We start from the raw sequence: 13,903 nt of genomic DNA, 5'->3' as shown, positions 1-13,903 counted from the left end.
CGCTCAGTCCTCCATCACGCGCCGGAAGGCGGCGCCGACGCGCGCCGGTCCGGGGAAGTACGCCCACTCCTGCGCATGCGGGTAGGGCGTGTCCCACCCGGCCACGCGCTCGATCGGCGCCTCGAGGTGGTAGAAGCAGTGCTCCTGCACCAGCGCCGTCAGCTCGGCGCCGAATCCGCTGGTACGCGTGGCCTCGTGCACGATCACGCAGCGGCCGGTCTTCTTCACCGAGGCGACGAGCGTGGGCAGGTCCAGCGGCCAGAGGCTGCGCAGGTCGATGATCTCGGCGTCGATGCCGGTCTCGCGCGCGGCGGCCTCGCAGACGAAGACCATCGTGCCGTAGGTCAGGGCCGTGAGCGCGCTGCCGGGCCGGAACACCGCGGCCGATTCCAGCGGCACCGTGTAGTAGCCCTCCGGCACCTCGCCCAGCGGATGCTGGGACCAGGGCACCAGCGGCTGGTCGTGGTGGCCGTCGAAGGGGCCGTTGTACAGGCGCTTGGGCTCCAGGAAGATGACCGGGTCGTCGTTCTCGATCGAGGCGATCAGCAGGCCCTTGGCATCGCGTGGGTTGGAGGGCATCACCGTGCGCAGCCCGCACACATGGGTGAACAGGACCTCGGGGCTCTGGCTGTGCGTCTGCCCACCGTAGATGCCTCCGCCGCAGGGCATGCGGATGGTGATGGGCGCGAAGAAGTCGCCGGCCGAGCGGTAGCGCAGCCGCGCGGCCTCCGACACGATCTGGTCGTAGGCCGGGTAGAAGTAATCGGCGAACTGCACCTCCACCACCGGCCGCAGCCCGTAGGCGCCCATGCCGATGGCCGAGCCGACGATGCCGCCCTCGGAGATCGGCGCGTCGAACACGCGCGAGCGGCCGTACTTGGCCTGCAGGCCCTCGGTGACGCGGAACACGCCGCCGAAGTAGCCCACGTCCTGGCCGTAGATCACGACGTTGTCGTCTCGTTCGAGCATCAGGTCCATGGCGGAGCGCAGGGCCTGGATCATGGTCATGGTGGGCATGAGGAAGGCTCCAAATCAGCCCACCGAGCGCCCCCACCCCAGCCGTCCCTCAGAGGATGAGAGAGCAAGGCCGAAGCGCGCTGAAGCGACCAGGCGGGGCTCATACGCATCACCCTTTCTGGAACTGCGCAAGCTGCCGCCGCTGCTCCTCAAGATGCGGCGGCATGACCTTGTAGACGTCCTCGAACATCGCCGCCGGCCCGAACAGATGCCCGTCGGCCAGCGAGCCGTAGCGCTCCGCCTCCTTCATCGCCGCGCTCACCTGGGCTTCGAGCTCCGACTGCGCCTGCTGGTGCTCCTCCTCCGACCACGCGCCGATCCCGCGCAGATGCTGCGCGAGCCGTGCGATCGGGTCGCCCAGCGGGAAGTGCTGCCAGTCGTCGGCCGGCCGATAGCGCGAGGGATCGTCCGAGGTGGAATGGGCGCCCGCGCGGTAGGTCACCCATTCGATCAGCGTCGGCCCGAGATTGCTGCGCGCCCGCTGCGCCGCCCACCGCGAAGCCGCGATCACCGCAAGGAAATCGTTGCCGTCCACGCGCAGCGAAGCGATGCCGCAGCCGACGCCGCGCGCGGCGAAGGTGGTGGCCTCGCCGCCCGCAATGGCCTGGAAGGTGGAAATCGCCCACTGGTTGTTGACCACGTTGAGGATCACCGGCGCGCGGTACACGTGCGCGAAGGTCAGCGCGGTGTGGAAGTCGGATTCGGCGGTGGCGCCGTCGCCGATCCACGCCGAGGCGATGCGCGTGTCGCCCTTGATCGCCGAGGCCATGCCCCAGCCCACCGCCTGGATGAACTGCGTGGCCAGGTTGCCCGAGACCGAGAAGAAGCCGGCACGCTTCATCGAATAGCACACCGGCAACTGCCGCCCCTTGAGCGGGTCGCGCTCGTTGGACATCAGCTCGCAGATCAGGTCCACCATCGGCACGTCGTCGCGCGCCAGCAGCAGCCCCTGCTGGCGGTAGGTGGGAAAGCACATGTCGCCTTGCTGGAGCGCGAGCGCATGGCCGGTGGCGATGGCCTCCTCGCCCAGGCATTGCATGTAGAAGGAGATCTTCTTCTGCCGCTGCGCGATCAGCATGCGGGCGTCGAAAGTCCGCGTCTTCATCATCGCAAGCAGGCCGCGGCGCAGCAGCGCGGCATCGGCCTCGGGTGCCCAGGGCCCGACCGCGCGGCCGTCGTCGTCGAGCACGCGCACCAGCGTGTAGGCCAGGTCGCTGGTGTCGGCCGGCGAAGCCTCCACCGGCGGCCGCCGCACTTCGCCGGCACGCGAGAGATGCAGGTAGGAGAAGTCGGTCTCATGGCCCGGACGGCCGGTCGGCTCCGGCACGTGCAGACGAAGAGGGGGTGTGCCCTGGCTCATCGCGCTGTCTCCGCGTTGTTGTGAGCCAAAGCCTAGCGAATTTCGGACGCTTGCGCAGCCGGGCAAGTGCGCGAAGCCGCTTTGACAGCCCTGGGGAGCGGCGCGCGCTCAATCGATGCTGATCTTCGCCGCCTTCGCCACTTCGGCCCACTTCACCCGGTTGGCATGGACTGTCTGCTTGAACTGGGCCGGCGTCTCGATGCGCACGGTATTGCCCTGCGCCTCGAACTTCTCCCGGATCTCGGGTTGCTCCAGCACGGCGCGGATCGCGGTGTTGAGCTTCTCGACGATGCGCGCGTCGGTGCCCTTGGGCGCGAACACGCCGAACCAGATCGAGCTGTCGAAGCCCTGCGTGCCCGGAAGGCCGCTGGACGCGATGGTCGGCACCTCCTTGACCGCCGCCACCGGCTTGGCGGTGGTCACGCCCAACAGCCGCACCTTGCCCGCCTTGTACTGGGGCAGCACGGTCTGCACCTGGTTCATGATGCAGCAGGTCTCGCCGCGCACCACCGAGGCGATGGCCTCCGGCCCCCCCTTGTAGGGCACGTGGGTCATCTCCAGACCCAGGCGCGAATTGAATTCGGCAAAGGCCATGTGCGTGCCGGCGCCGTTGCCGGTGGAGGCGTAGTTGTACTTGCCGGGGCTGGCCTTGACGCGCTCGACGAACTCCTTGAGCGTCTTGACGTCGATGACCTGGGGATTGATGGTGAGCACGTTCGAGACATCGAGCACCGGCGCCACCGGCACGAAATCGGCCTCGACGTCGAAAGGCAGCTTCTTGTAGAGCGCGGCGTTGCTGCCATGCGTGGCCGCCGTGCCGAAGGCCAGGATGTAGCCGTCGGGCTTGGCGCGCGCGACGTACTCGCTGGCGATGTTGCCGGCGGCGCCGGACTTGTAGTCGATCACCACCGGCTGCCCGAGCTTCTGCGCGAGCGGCTCCTGGATGGTGCGGGCCACCACGTCGACGCCGGAGCCGGCCGGGAAGCCCATGATCAGCGTGACCGGCTGCTGCGGCCAATCGGCCTGGGCGATGGCGAGGGGTGCCGCCAGCACGAGTCCGGCAGCGGCAAGGAACGAGCGGCGCAGGGGGCCGCGAAGAGAAGCAGGCATGGCAATCCTTCGAAGGAGACGGGAGCGGAGCGCGCATTGTGGCGCGCGGCCCATGTGCGAATGCATCGAAGCTTATGCAGCAGCAACCATGCCATCTGCAGCCCCGGCCAGCCTCTCGATAATGAGGCCCCATGGCACGCCCCACCCAACAACTCCATCCCGCGCGCGAAGCGGCCGCCGTGCTGCCCGCCGCCACCGTCCTGCTCCTGCGCGACGCCCCCGAAGGCCTCGAGGTCTTGATGACGCGGCGCTCCGCCAGCGCCAGCTTCGCGCCCGGCGCCTATGTGTTTCCGGGCGGGCGCATCGAGGCCACGGATGCCGCGGCCCAGACGATCGCCGCGCGCCGGCCCGCGCAGAGCGATCTGCAGCTCACCCAATCCGTCGCCGCGGTGCGCGAATGCTTCGAGGAACTCGGCGTGCTGCTCGCCCGGCATCCGGACGGCCGCCCGGTCGACCCCGACGCGGTCGCGGCCATGGATCGGAGCACCACCTCCGCGGTGGCGCTGGCGCAACAGTGCGCCGAGCGCGGCCTGCTCCTGGCCACCGACCAGGTCTACACGCTGGCCCACTGGATCACCGACCGGGACCTGCCCAAGCGCTTCGACGTGCCTTTCCTGGTCGCACGCATGCCCGAAGGCCAGATGCCGGTGGCCGACGAGACCGAGCAGTTCGAGCCCTGCTGGGTGCGGCCGGCCGATGCGCTGGCGCGGCACCAGGCGGGCGGCTTCCTCATGATCTTCCCGACGCTGCGCACGCTGGAGCGGCTGGCGTCCTACGCAACGGCCGACGCGGTGCTCGACGCCTGCGCGAACCGCCCGGGCGGCGAAGGCCCGCTGTGGATCAGTTGCCCGCGCGCCGGCCTGCTGCGCGGCAAGGAAGCGCGCTACATGGAGCACGAGTCGCCCTACGGCGAGCTGGCATTGGTCTGCCCCGACGGCCAGATCGTGCATGAGCTCGGCTGGCAGAGCGAGGCGCCGGTGGCGCTGCTGAAGAACCTGCGGCGCCTGACCGCGCCCAATCCCGGCGCGATGACCGGCCCCGGCACCAACAGCTACATCGTGGGCGATGCGGCCACCGGCTACATCGTGATCGACCCGGGCCCGAACGACCCCGCCCACATCGAGCGGCTGTGGCAGGCCACCGGCGGCGACATCCGCCTGATCGTCTGCACCCATTCGCATGCCGACCATTCCCCGGGCGCGGCGCCGCTGCAGGCGCTGTGCGCGGCGCCGAAGCCGCCCATCCTCGGCCTGCCTTCGGCGCCGACCGCGCGCCCGTCGTCGCACTTCGTGCCCGAGCGCGTGCTGCAGGACGGCGAGCGCCTGGTGCTGCAGGACGGCCAAGGCACGGCGCACACGCTGCGCGCCGTGCACACGCCCGGCCATGCGGCCAACCACCTGTGCCTGGTGCTGGAGGAAGATGGCCTGCTCTTTTCCGGCGACCATGTGCTCAACGGCAGCACCACGGTGGTCGACCCGCCCGACGGCAACATGAATGCCTACCTCGATTCGCTCGACCGGCTCGACGCGGTCTGCGCCGAAGCCGGCGTCGGCTTCATCCTGCCGGCGCACGGCCATGTGATCCGCGAGGCGCGTGCCGCCATCGCTCATCTGAAGAGCCATCGCCTCAAGCGCGAGGCCAAGATTGCCGCCGCCATGCAGCGGCTGCCCCAAGGCACCCCCGAGGACTGGCTGCCGCTCGCCTACGACGACGTGCCGCAGCGCATGTGGCCGGTGGCCGCGCGCTCGCTGGCCGCCCACGTGGAGCGCATCCGCCAGCGCGCGTTGCAATGAACGAAGGCGACGAAGGCATCCGCCTGGCCAAGCGCGTGGCCGCGCTGGCCGGCTGCTCGCGGCGCGAGGCCGAACTGCTGATCGAAAACGGTGCGGTGCGCGTCGACGGCGAGCCGGCGCTGCTGCCGCAGTCGCGCGTGCAACCGCACCAGCAGGTGGAGATAGAGGCTGGCGCGCGGCCTGCCCCGGTGGTGCCGGTCACGCTGCTGCTTCACAAGCCGGCCGGCACCGCGATGGAGCAGGCGCACCGCCTGCTCGTGCCCGCGAACCATCACGCACCCGAGCGCGCGGGCCTCAGGTTCCTGCCGCGCCACGTGGCGGCGCAGCGCGGCATGACGCCGCTGGAGACCGCGGCCAGCGGCCTGGTCGTCTTCACCCAGGAATGGCGCATCGAGCGCAAGCTGCAGGAGGACGCGGGACTGCTGGAGCACGAAGTCATCGTCGACGTGGCCGGCCCGGTCGGGACGGAGCAGCTGGCGCGGCTGAACCAGGCGCCGGCACGCGTCAGCGTCAGCCAGCAGGCGGAGGGGCATACCGGCCTGCGCTTCGCCGTCAAGGGTCTTCAGCCCGGCCAGATCGCGCACCAGTGCCAAGCCGTCGGCCTGCAACTGCTGGGCATGCGGCGCCTGCGCATCGGCCGGGTGGCGCTGGCGGGGCTGCTGGCCGGCCAATGGCGCTATCTGCTGCCGAACGAGCGCTTCTGAACTTCTTTGCTCAACCGGCCCCGCGCAATCGCCACGCGGAAGGCGCCATGCCGAGGCGCCTCTTGAACGCGCGGCTGAAAGCCGCCTCCGACTCGTAGCCGACTGCCTCCGCGACTGCGGCGACCTTCCTCGCGCCAGGCTCGGCGAGCAGGCGGGTCGCCAGCTGCATGCGCCACTGCGTGAGGTACTGCATCGGCGCCTGGCCGACGAAATGCGCAAAGCGCTCGGCCAGCACCGAACGCGAGCTGCCGGCCTGGGCGGCGAGCGCCTCCAGCGTCCAGTGCCTGGCCGGCGACGCGTGCAACAGTGCCAGCGTGCGCGCGACCAGCGGATCATGCAGCCCAGCCAGCCAGCCGGCCCCCGCGTCGCCGACCGTCTCGAGGTAGCGCCGCACCACCTCCACGAACATCAGTTCGGCCAGGCGCAACCGCACCCCCCGGCCGCCGGAGGAGGGCTCGCGCAACTCGCACAGCGCAAATTCGATCAGGTGACCCATGCGATCGTCCGGCCGCATGGCGCTGCGCAGATGGATCATCGCCGGCAGCGCGTCGAGCACCGGGTTGAAGGGCCTGCGGTCGCAACCGAGGAAGCCGCAGATCAACTGCACCCGGTCGTCGCCACCGGCGCCTGCGCTCACGACCGAGGGCATTTCGCCGGCCGCCATGCTGCGGAAGAAGGCCACCGCCTCCTCTGGGCCATAGCTCGGCGGCGTGTCGGGTGAATCGGCAAGGAAATAGGCGTCGCCGTGCGGCACGACCAGCACGTCCCCGGTCTCGAAGCGTTCGGGCCCGGCATCGCGCAACCCCGCCCAGCAGCCGCCGTGCGTGACGACGTGATATGAGACCAGGTGCTGCGAGTCGGGCAGCGCGACACGGCGGAACGCGTCCGCCTTCGGCGCCCATGACATCCAGGGCGCCCGGGCATCCACGAGAAACAGCATCGACCCGGTCAGCCGCACGCAGCGCAGCACATCGGACAGGACGTCGAAGCCGGACGCCGCAGCAAGCGATCCGGACGCAGGGTCATGGTTCGCGCTCATGGCCTCGCCGATGCTACTCGTACCCGATCGCAACGATGGATGAGGCAGCCATGAGCAAGATCTTCACGCCCTCGGCCGCAGGCACTCCGCGCTCGCCGGCGCAGGTGTACGAGGAGCAGTTCGTTCCTGCGCTTTTCAGACCGTGGGGACCCGTGCTGTGCGAGGCCGCGCATATCGGACCGGGCCAGTGCGTGCTCGACGTGGCCTGCGGCACCGGCGCGCTGACCGCGGCGGTGGCAGGTCGCGTCTCGCCTGGCGGCGCGGTGCTCGGGCTGGACGTCAACCCCGGGATGCTGGCGGTGGCCCGGCGCAAGCATCCCGAGATCGAATGGCACGAAGGCCGCGCCGAGTCGCTGCCCTTCGCCGGCGCAAGCTTCGATGCGGTCGTAAGCCAGTTCGGCCTGATGTTCTTCGAGGACCGCGTGGCTGCGCTGCGCGAGATGAAGCGCGTGCTGCGGCCCGGCGGCTGTCTTGCCGTGGCCGTGTGCGACGGGCTCGCGCGCTCGCCCGGCTATGCAGCGCTGGCGGCACTGCTCGACCGGCTGTTCGGCGAGCGGGTTGGCAATGCCTTCCGTGCGCCATTCGTGCTCGGGGACGTGGCCACCCTGCAAACGCTGTGCGCCGACGCGGGCATCGACGAGGCGGACGTTGCGCAACACGAGGGCACGGTGCGCTTCGATTCGATCGACGCCTTGGTCTCGACCGAGCGCGCCTGCGTGTGGACGCTCGGCGGCCTGCTGGACGACGACCAGTTCGAGCGCCTGCGGCGCGAGGCGCAGGACGCGCTGCGGCCCTTCGTCGAACCGGGCAGCGGGGTCGCCTTCGCGATGCCCGCGCTGCTCATCACCGCGCAGAAGCGATGAAGAAGAAATAGTGTGAAGCGCGCCTGTAAGCCGGATTCTGTGCGTCGAGGTTTCCCCCGACGTGACCGCCATTACTCTGGGCCGTCTGTCGCCAGACGGCTCGGTGCCACCTACCCGCCAACTCTGCGGAACCACATCGACGTTGGCCTACTTGGTGTTGCTGCGCGCAGAGATTGCCCGTTTCACCCGGCCGGGTTGCCCCGGCCGACTCGTCTCTGTTGCTCTGATCCTCACCTCGCGGTGGAGAGCCGTTAACTCCTGCGCTGTCCTGTGCAGTCCGGACTTTCCTCCAGTGCGCCCTTTCGGGACTTGCACCAGCGGCGGTCCGGCGCGCTTCACGGGCCCGATTATGTCGCCTGCAGGCACGGTCGCCCCGACTCCTACAGAATGGCCGCTTCGCCCCATCGGCCATCCCAAGGAGATCGAATGAAAGCCCAGAACATCCTGCAGACCATCGGCAGCACGCCGCACGTGCGCATCCAGCGCCTGTTCGGCCATGCGACGCAAGAGGTGTGGATCAAGTGCGAACGCGCCAACCCCGGCGGCTCGATCAAGGACCGCATCGCGCTGGCGATGGTCGAGGAGGCCGAGCGCTCCGGTGCGCTGAAGCCCGGCGGCACCATCGTCGAGCCCACCTCGGGCAACACCGGCATCGGCCTGGCGATGGTCGCCGCCGTCAAGGGCTACAAGCTGGTCCTGGTGATGCCCGACAGCATGTCGGTCGAGCGCCGGCGCCTGATGCTGGCCTACGGCGCGAGCTTCGACCTGACGCCGCGCGAGAAGGGCATGAAGGGCTCGATCGCGCGCGCCGAGGAGATCGTGGCCGGCACGCCCGGCGCCTGGATGCCGCAGCAGTTCGACAACCCGGCCAATGTCGAGGTGCACGCGCGCACCACGGCCGAGGAGATCGCGGCAGACTTCCCCGACGGCATCGACGTGCTGATCACCGGCGTGGGCACCGGCGGCCACATCACCGGCTGTGCCCGCGTGCTAAAGAAGAAATGGCCCAGGCTGAAGGTCTTCGCGGTGGAGCCGGTGGCCTCGCCCGTGATTTCCGGCGGCCCGCCCTCGCCGCACCCGATCCAGGGCATCGGCGCCGGCTTCATCCCGAAGAACCTCGATACGGAGCTGCTCGACGGCGTGATCCAGGTCGACGCCGAGCCGGCGCGCGAGATGGCGCGGCGCTGCGCCGCGGAAGAGGGGATGCTTGTCGGCATCTCTTCCGGCGCCACACTCACCGCGATCGCGCAGAAGCTGCCGGAGCTGGCGCGCGATGCGGTGGTGCTGGGGTTCAACTACGACACGGGGGAGCGGTATCTGTCGGTGGAAGGGTTCCTGCCGGCATAGCGCCACGCTGCGACAATCGCGGCTCCCTCAAGCGCCACCTGCCCGATCACCACGGGCCGTCCGCCATGATCCGCGTCTCCGAACTCAAGCTCCCCCTCGACCATGCGCCCGAGGCTCTGCCCGCGCTGGTCGCTTCCACGCTGGGCATCGCGCCCGGCGACATCGCCTCGCACACCGTCTACAAGCGCAGCTTCGATGCGCGCAAGGCCGAGCTGCTCACGGTCTACATCGTCGACGTGGCGCTGGCCGATGCGCAAGCCGAGGCGGCCGTGCTGGCGAAGCATGCGGGCCGTCCGCATGTGCAGCCCGCACCCGACATGGCCTATCGCCCGCCCGCGCGCGCGGCCCAGGACGCGCCGCGCCCGGTCGTCGTGGGCTTCGGCCCCTGCGGCATCTTCTGCGCGCTGATGCTCGCGCAGATGGGCTTCAAACCCATCGTGCTGGAGCGCGGCAAGACCGTGCGCCAGCGCACCCGGGATACCTGGGGCCTGTGGCGCAAGAGCACGCTCAACCCCGAGTCGAACGTGCAGTTCGGCGAAGGCGGGGCCGGCACCTTCTCGGACGGCAAGCTCTACAGCCAGATCAAGGACCCGCGCTTCCTCGGCCGCAAGGTGATGGAGGAGTTCGTCAAGGCCGGCGCGCCGCCGGAGATCCTCTACGTCGCCCATCCGCACATCGGCACCTTCAAGCTGGTGAAGGTGGTGGAGAACATCCGCGAGCAGATCGTCGCACTCGGCGGCGAGATCCGCTTCGAGCAGCGCGTGACCGACGTGCATATCGAGAACGGGCAGCTGCGAGGCCTGACCGTGCTCGACCAGCGCACCGGCCAAAGCCATGAACTGCGCGCCGACCATGTGGTGATGGCACTTGGCCACAGCTCGCGCGATACCTTCGAGATGCTGCACGAGCGCGGCGTGCACATCGAGGCCAAGCCCTTCTCCATCGGCTTTCGCGTGGAGCACCCGCAGGGCCTGATCGACCGCGCGCGCTGGGGCCGGCATGCCGGCCATCCTCTTCTGGGCGCGGCCGACTACAAGCTGGTGCATCACGCGAGCAATGGCCGCTCGGTCTACAGCTTCTGCATGTGCCCGGGCGGCACGGTGGTCGCGGCCACCAGCGAGCCCGGCCGCGTCGTCACCAACGGCATGAGCCAGTATTCGCGCAACGAGCGCAACGCCAACGCGGGCATCGTTGTGGGCATCGATCCGCGCGACTACCCCGGATGGGAGGACGGCCGCACCGGATCGCCGCTCGCGGGTATCGCGCTGCAGCGGGCGCTGGAGTCCAACGCCTTCGTGCTCGGCGGCGGCGACTACCGCGCGCCGGGCCAACTGGTCGGGGACTTCGTCGCCGGCAAGCCCTCCAGCGCACTCGGCAGCGTCGAGCCTTCGTACAAGCCGGGCGTGACGCCGGGCGACCTGCATGCCGCCCTGCCCGCCTACGCCATCGAGGCCATGCGCGAGGCCTTCCCCGCGTTCGGCCGCAAGGTCAAGGGCTTCGATCTGCACGACGCGGTGCTGACGGGCGTCGAGACACGCACCTCTTCGCCGATCAGGATCACGCGCGGCGAGGACTTCCAGAGCCTCAACGTGCGGGGCCTCTATCCGGCGGGCGAAGGCGCGAGCTATGCGGGGGGCATCCTGTCGGCGGGGGTGGACGGCATCAAGGTGGCGGAGGCAGTGGCGCGCGCGACCGCAGAACCCCAGAAAAAAGCCGCCTGACGGCGGCTTCTTCCTCGAACCGAAGGGCCATCAGGGCTGCGCGCTGTTCTGCAGCGCCGCGATGCGCTCCTCGATCGGCGGGTGCGTCGCAAACAGCTTGCCGATGCTGCCCGTGATGCCCATGGCTTCCACTGTCTTCGGCAACTCGCCGGCCGGCAGGCCGCCCAGCCGGGCCAGCGCATTCACCATCGGCTGCTTGCGGCCCATCAGCTGGGCCGCGCCGGCGTCGGCGCGGAACTCGCGCTGGCGCGAGAACCAGGCCACCACGATCGCGGCCGCGAAGCCCAGCACGATGTCGAGCACCACCGTGGTGATCATGTAGCCGATGCCGGGGCCCGTGTTGTTGTCGCTGCCGCGGCGCAGGAAGCCGTCGACCGCGTAGCCGATGACGCGCGACAGGAACACGACGAAGGTGTTCATCACGCCCTGGATCAGGGTCATGGTCACCATGTCGCCATTGGCCACGTGCGCCACCTCGTGGCCGATCACCGCCTCGACCTCCTCGCGCGTCATGTTGGCGAGCAGCCCGGTGGACACCGCCACCAGCGAGGAATTCTTGAAGGCGCCGGTGGCGAAGGCATTGGGTTCGCCCTCGAAGACGCCGACCTCGGGCATGCCGATGCCGGCCTTGTCGGCGAACTTGCGCACGGTCTGCACGATCCAGGCCTCGTCGGGCGACTGCGGCTCGTTGATGATGCGCACCCCGGCCGTCCACTTGGCCATCGGCTTGCTGATCAGCAGCGAGATGATCGCGCCGCCGAAGCCGATCACCAGCGCGAAGCCGAGCAGGGCCGTGAGGTTGAGCCCGTTCGGCGTGAGGTAGCGGTTGACGCCGAGCAGGCTGGCCACGATGCCCAGCACCGCGACCACCAGCACGTTGGTGAGGACGAACAGAAGGATGCGTTTCAAGCTGATTTCTCCGTGGGTTCAGGCGATGCCGCTCGCCGTGGCGAAAAGATGAGGCCCGTCAGCAGGGTTTTCAAGCGCGACAGCGGGGGGCGGAATCGTTGTCTTTGGTTCTGGGCAGCCGCAGCGCCGGGCTTCGGATCGATCATAGGAGCAAAAGTTCGCGCTCCATGAACACGCCACTACGTTCACTCGGGGTAAAGCCGGCCTGCCAACGTGGCACTGGCCTTGCGCAGCGCCGGCAGGAAGGCGTCGCGGAACTCGACGAAGCTCATGCGCTCCGTGCGCACCGCGATGCTCATGGCGGCCACCATCGCACCGCTGCGGTCGTGCACCGGCACGGCCATGGAGCGCACGCCCAGTTCGAGCTCGCCGTCGTTGCCGGCGTAGCCCTCCTCGCGGCACCGCGCCAGCAGCGCCAGCACCGGCCTCAGCTCGTACACGGTGCGCGCGGTGAGCGGCTGCCTCGGCATCGCGCGCACGCGCCGCTCGGCCTCCGCCGGCGGAAGGCTGGCGAGCAGCACGCGCCCCAGTGCCGAGCAGTAGGCCGGCAGCCGCGAGCCGATGCCCAGGCCGGTGCTGAGGCTGCGCCGCGCGGTGGAGCGGGCGATGATGATCGCGTGGTCGCCCAGCAGCTTGCCCAGCGACGCCGACTCGCGCGTGCGCTCCGACAGCGCATCGAGAAGCGGCTGCGCCAGCGAGGGCGTGGCCCGCGAGGCGAGGTAGGCGTGCGCCACCAGCAGCGCCTTGGGCAACATCCAGAAGCGCTTGCCGTCGCCGTCGAGATAGCCCAGCGCCTGCAGGGTCAGCAGCGAGCGCCGCGCCGAGGCGGGCGAGCAACCGGTGAGGCGCCCCACCTCGGAAACGGTGAGACGGCTGTGCTGGCGGCCGAAGCAGGTCAGCACCTCCAGGCCCTTTTGCAGCGAGGCGACGAAGTTCTTGCCTTCGACAACGGCAGCTCCTGGGGATTCGGCGAGTTTCTTGCGCATAGCGCAAATCTAGCTTGTCCGCGATGACGGGGGACCGGACACTTCCCCTACCCGATGAACGTCTGCCACGGAGACAAGACACCATGCTGAAAACCTTCGCACGGCGCGCCAGCGCCGCCTGCCTGGCCGGCGCCTGCCTGCTCGGCACCGCCACCGCCCAAGGCCCCCAGGCGCTGAAACTCGTCGTGCCCTACCCGGCCGGCGGCACTGCCGACATCCTGCCTCGCGTGGTCGCCGAGAAGCTGCGTGCGCAGTTCCCCGGCGGCGTGGTGATCGACAACCGCACCGGGGCGGGCGGCAACATCGGCGCCGAGATGGTGTTCCGCTCCGAGCCCGACGGCAACACCCTGATGGTCTCGCCACCGGCGCCGATCGCGATCAACCAGCACCTCTACAAGAAGCTGTCCTTCGACCCGTCCAAATGGGTGCCCGTCACGGTCCTCGCGACGGTCCCCAACGTGCTGGTGGTGAACCCCAAGCTGCCGGTGAAGAACGTGCAGGAGTTCATCGCCTACGCCAAGGCCAACCCCGGCAAGCTGAGCTACGGCTCGCAGGGCAACGGCACCACTTCGCACCTGACGGCCAGCATGTTCATGCAGCTGACCGGCGTCGAGATGGTCCACATCCCGTACAAGGGCACGGCTCCCGCGCTGGTGGACCTGGTGGGCGGCCAGATCGACGTGTTCTTCGACAACCTCAGCTCCTCGCTGCCCTTCCACCAGGCCGGCAAGCTGCGCATCCTGGGCGTGGCCGACGGCCAGCGCTCGCCCGCCCTGCCCGATGTGCCCACCTTCGCCGAGCAGAAGCTGCCCGCCATGAACGCCGTGACATGGTTCGCGGTGGTGGCGCCGCCCGGCACGCCGACGTCCAAGGTCGCCTCGACGCAGAAGGCCATCGCCGACGCGCTGGCACATCCCGAGGTCAAGCAGAAGTTCGCCGAGCAGGGCGCCGAGCCGCGCGGCTGGGACAGTGCCCAGACGGGCAAGTTCATCCAGGCCGAGTCGGCCAAGTGGGACAAGGTCATCAAGAGCGCGAATGTCTCGCTCGATTGAGG

12 protein-coding genes and 1 other RNA gene are annotated in these 13,903 nt (G+C 69.5%); 6 read left to right on the top strand and 7 right to left on the bottom strand.

Annotation, left to right across the window (positions count from 1 at the left end; translation table 11 throughout):
• Nucleotides 1-3: 3 nt before the first annotated feature.
• From E5P3_RS05230 to E5P3_RS05220, 3 genes are all read right to left on the bottom strand, one after another.
• Nucleotides 4-1,017 carry an alpha-ketoacid dehydrogenase subunit beta gene (locus E5P3_RS05230; protein ID WP_162585008.1) on the bottom strand — a complete coding sequence of 338 codons (1,014 nt, stop codon included), beginning with the start codon at nt 1,015-1,017 and terminating at the stop codon, nt 4-6.
• 109 nt (nt 1,018-1,126) lie between these two features.
• Nucleotides 1,127-2,377, bottom strand: a complete 1,251-nt coding sequence (locus E5P3_RS05225; RefSeq protein WP_162585007.1) for a 3-methyl-2-oxobutanoate dehydrogenase (2-methylpropanoyl-transferring) subunit alpha — start codon at nt 2,375-2,377, stop codon at nt 1,127-1,129.
• A 108-nt stretch (nt 2,378-2,485) separates the two neighbouring features.
• Nucleotides 2,486-3,487 carry a Bug family tripartite tricarboxylate transporter substrate binding protein gene (locus E5P3_RS05220; protein ID WP_162585006.1) on the bottom strand — a complete coding sequence of 334 codons (1,002 nt, stop codon included), beginning with the start codon at nt 3,485-3,487 and terminating at the stop codon, nt 2,486-2,488.
• Nucleotides 3,488-3,618: 131 nt separating this feature from the next.
• Here E5P3_RS05220 and E5P3_RS05215 point away from each other — a divergent pair, with 131 nt between their 5' ends.
• Together E5P3_RS05215 and E5P3_RS05210 are read left to right on the top strand one after the other, a co-directional pair.
• A complete protein-coding gene (locus E5P3_RS05215) occupies nt 3,619-5,280 on the top strand; it encodes an MBL fold metallo-hydrolase (RefSeq protein ID WP_162585005.1) in 1,662 nt (553 codons plus the stop codon).
• A complete protein-coding gene (locus tag E5P3_RS05210) occupies nt 5,277-5,984 on the top strand; it encodes an RNA pseudouridine synthase (RefSeq protein ID WP_162585004.1) in 708 nt (235 codons plus the stop codon). Before E5P3_RS05215 ends, E5P3_RS05210 begins: the two co-directional genes overlap by 4 nt.
• Nucleotides 5,985-5,994: 10 nt before the next feature.
• Here the strand turns inward: E5P3_RS05210 and E5P3_RS05205 are convergent, their stop codons facing one another.
• The gene (locus E5P3_RS05205) at nt 5,995-7,023 is read right to left on the bottom strand and encodes an AraC family transcriptional regulator (protein ID WP_162585003.1); all 1,029 of its coding nucleotides are present in this window, start codon (nt 7,021-7,023) and stop codon (nt 5,995-5,997) included.
• A gap of 50 nt (nt 7,024-7,073) precedes the next feature.
• Here E5P3_RS05205 and E5P3_RS05200 point away from each other — a divergent pair, with 50 nt between their 5' ends.
• Nucleotides 7,074-7,886 (top strand): methyltransferase domain-containing protein, encoded by an 813-nt coding sequence (locus tag E5P3_RS05200; protein WP_162585002.1) that lies wholly within the window; start codon nt 7,074-7,076, stop codon nt 7,884-7,886.
• Between the two features lie 10 nt (nt 7,887-7,896).
• Here the strand turns inward: E5P3_RS05200 and rnpB are convergent.
• An RNA gene (rnpB, locus tag E5P3_RS05195) (RNase P RNA component class A) lies at nt 7,897-8,223 on the bottom strand.
• Nucleotides 8,224-8,312: 89 nt separating this feature from the next.
• Here rnpB and cysK point away from each other — a divergent pair.
• Both cysK and E5P3_RS05185 read left to right on the top strand, forming a co-directional pair.
• On the top strand, nt 8,313-9,233 hold the full coding sequence (cysK, locus tag E5P3_RS05190; protein WP_162585001.1) for a cysteine synthase A: 921 nt from the start codon (nt 8,313-8,315) through the stop codon (nt 9,231-9,233).
• A gap of 65 nt (nt 9,234-9,298) precedes the next feature.
• Nucleotides 9,299-10,954 (top strand): NAD(P)/FAD-dependent oxidoreductase, encoded by a 1,656-nt coding sequence (locus E5P3_RS05185; protein WP_162585000.1) that lies wholly within the window; start codon nt 9,299-9,301, stop codon nt 10,952-10,954.
• A gap of 30 nt (nt 10,955-10,984) precedes the next feature.
• Here the strand turns inward: E5P3_RS05185 and htpX are convergent, their stop codons facing one another.
• Together htpX and E5P3_RS05175 are read right to left on the bottom strand one after the other, a co-directional pair.
• Entirely contained in the window at nt 10,985-11,863 is an 879-nt protein-coding gene (gene htpX / locus E5P3_RS05180; RefSeq protein ID WP_162584999.1) for a protease HtpX, read from the bottom strand.
• Nucleotides 11,864-12,048: 185 nt separating this feature from the next.
• Entirely contained in the window at nt 12,049-12,849 is an 801-nt protein-coding gene (locus tag E5P3_RS05175) for an IclR family transcriptional regulator domain-containing protein (RefSeq protein ID WP_162584998.1), read from the bottom strand.
• 83 nt (nt 12,850-12,932) lie between these two features.
• Here E5P3_RS05175 and E5P3_RS05170 point away from each other — a divergent pair, with 83 nt between their 5' ends.
• Complete coding sequence (locus E5P3_RS05170) at nt 12,933-13,901, top strand: Bug family tripartite tricarboxylate transporter substrate binding protein (RefSeq protein ID WP_162584997.1); 969 nt, start codon at nt 12,933-12,935, stop codon at nt 13,899-13,901.
• Nucleotides 13,902-13,903 lie beyond the last annotated feature (2 nt).

The organism is Variovorax sp. RA8, assembly GCF_901827175.1.
Taxonomy (GTDB): Bacteria; Pseudomonadota; Gammaproteobacteria; order Burkholderiales; family Burkholderiaceae_C; genus Variovorax.
The sequence above is the reverse complement of the archived record's forward strand: the minus strand, read 5'-3'. Positions and strand labels throughout refer to the sequence as shown.

Excerpts from the sequence above, each read along its gene's own strand:
- E5P3_RS05230 (WP_162585008.1), bottom strand. The coding sequence starts at position 1,017 with ATGCCCACCATGACCATGATCCAGGCCCTGCGCTCCGCCATGGACCTG.
- E5P3_RS05225 (WP_162585007.1), bottom strand. The coding sequence starts at position 2,377 with ATGAGCCAGGGCACACCCCCTCTTCGTCTGCACGTGCCGGAGCCGACC.
- E5P3_RS05220 (WP_162585006.1), bottom strand. The coding sequence starts at position 3,487 with ATGCCTGCTTCTCTTCGCGGCCCCCTGCGCCGCTCGTTCCTTGCCGCT.
- E5P3_RS05215 (WP_162585005.1), top strand. The coding sequence starts at position 3,619 with ATGGCACGCCCCACCCAACAACTCCATCCCGCGCGCGAAGCGGCCGCC.
- E5P3_RS05210 (WP_162585004.1), top strand. The coding sequence starts at position 5,277 with ATGAACGAAGGCGACGAAGGCATCCGCCTGGCCAAGCGCGTGGCCGCG.
- E5P3_RS05205 (WP_162585003.1), bottom strand. The coding sequence starts at position 7,023 with ATGAGCGCGAACCATGACCCTGCGTCCGGATCGCTTGCTGCGGCGTCC.
- E5P3_RS05200 (WP_162585002.1), top strand. The coding sequence starts at position 7,074 with ATGAGCAAGATCTTCACGCCCTCGGCCGCAGGCACTCCGCGCTCGCCG.
- cysK (WP_162585001.1), top strand. The coding sequence starts at position 8,313 with ATGAAAGCCCAGAACATCCTGCAGACCATCGGCAGCACGCCGCACGTG.
- E5P3_RS05185 (WP_162585000.1), top strand. The coding sequence starts at position 9,299 with ATGATCCGCGTCTCCGAACTCAAGCTCCCCCTCGACCATGCGCCCGAG.
- E5P3_RS05175 (WP_162584998.1), bottom strand. The coding sequence starts at position 12,849 with ATGCGCAAGAAACTCGCCGAATCCCCAGGAGCTGCCGTTGTCGAAGGC.
- E5P3_RS05170 (WP_162584997.1), top strand. The coding sequence starts at position 12,933 with ATGCTGAAAACCTTCGCACGGCGCGCCAGCGCCGCCTGCCTGGCCGGC.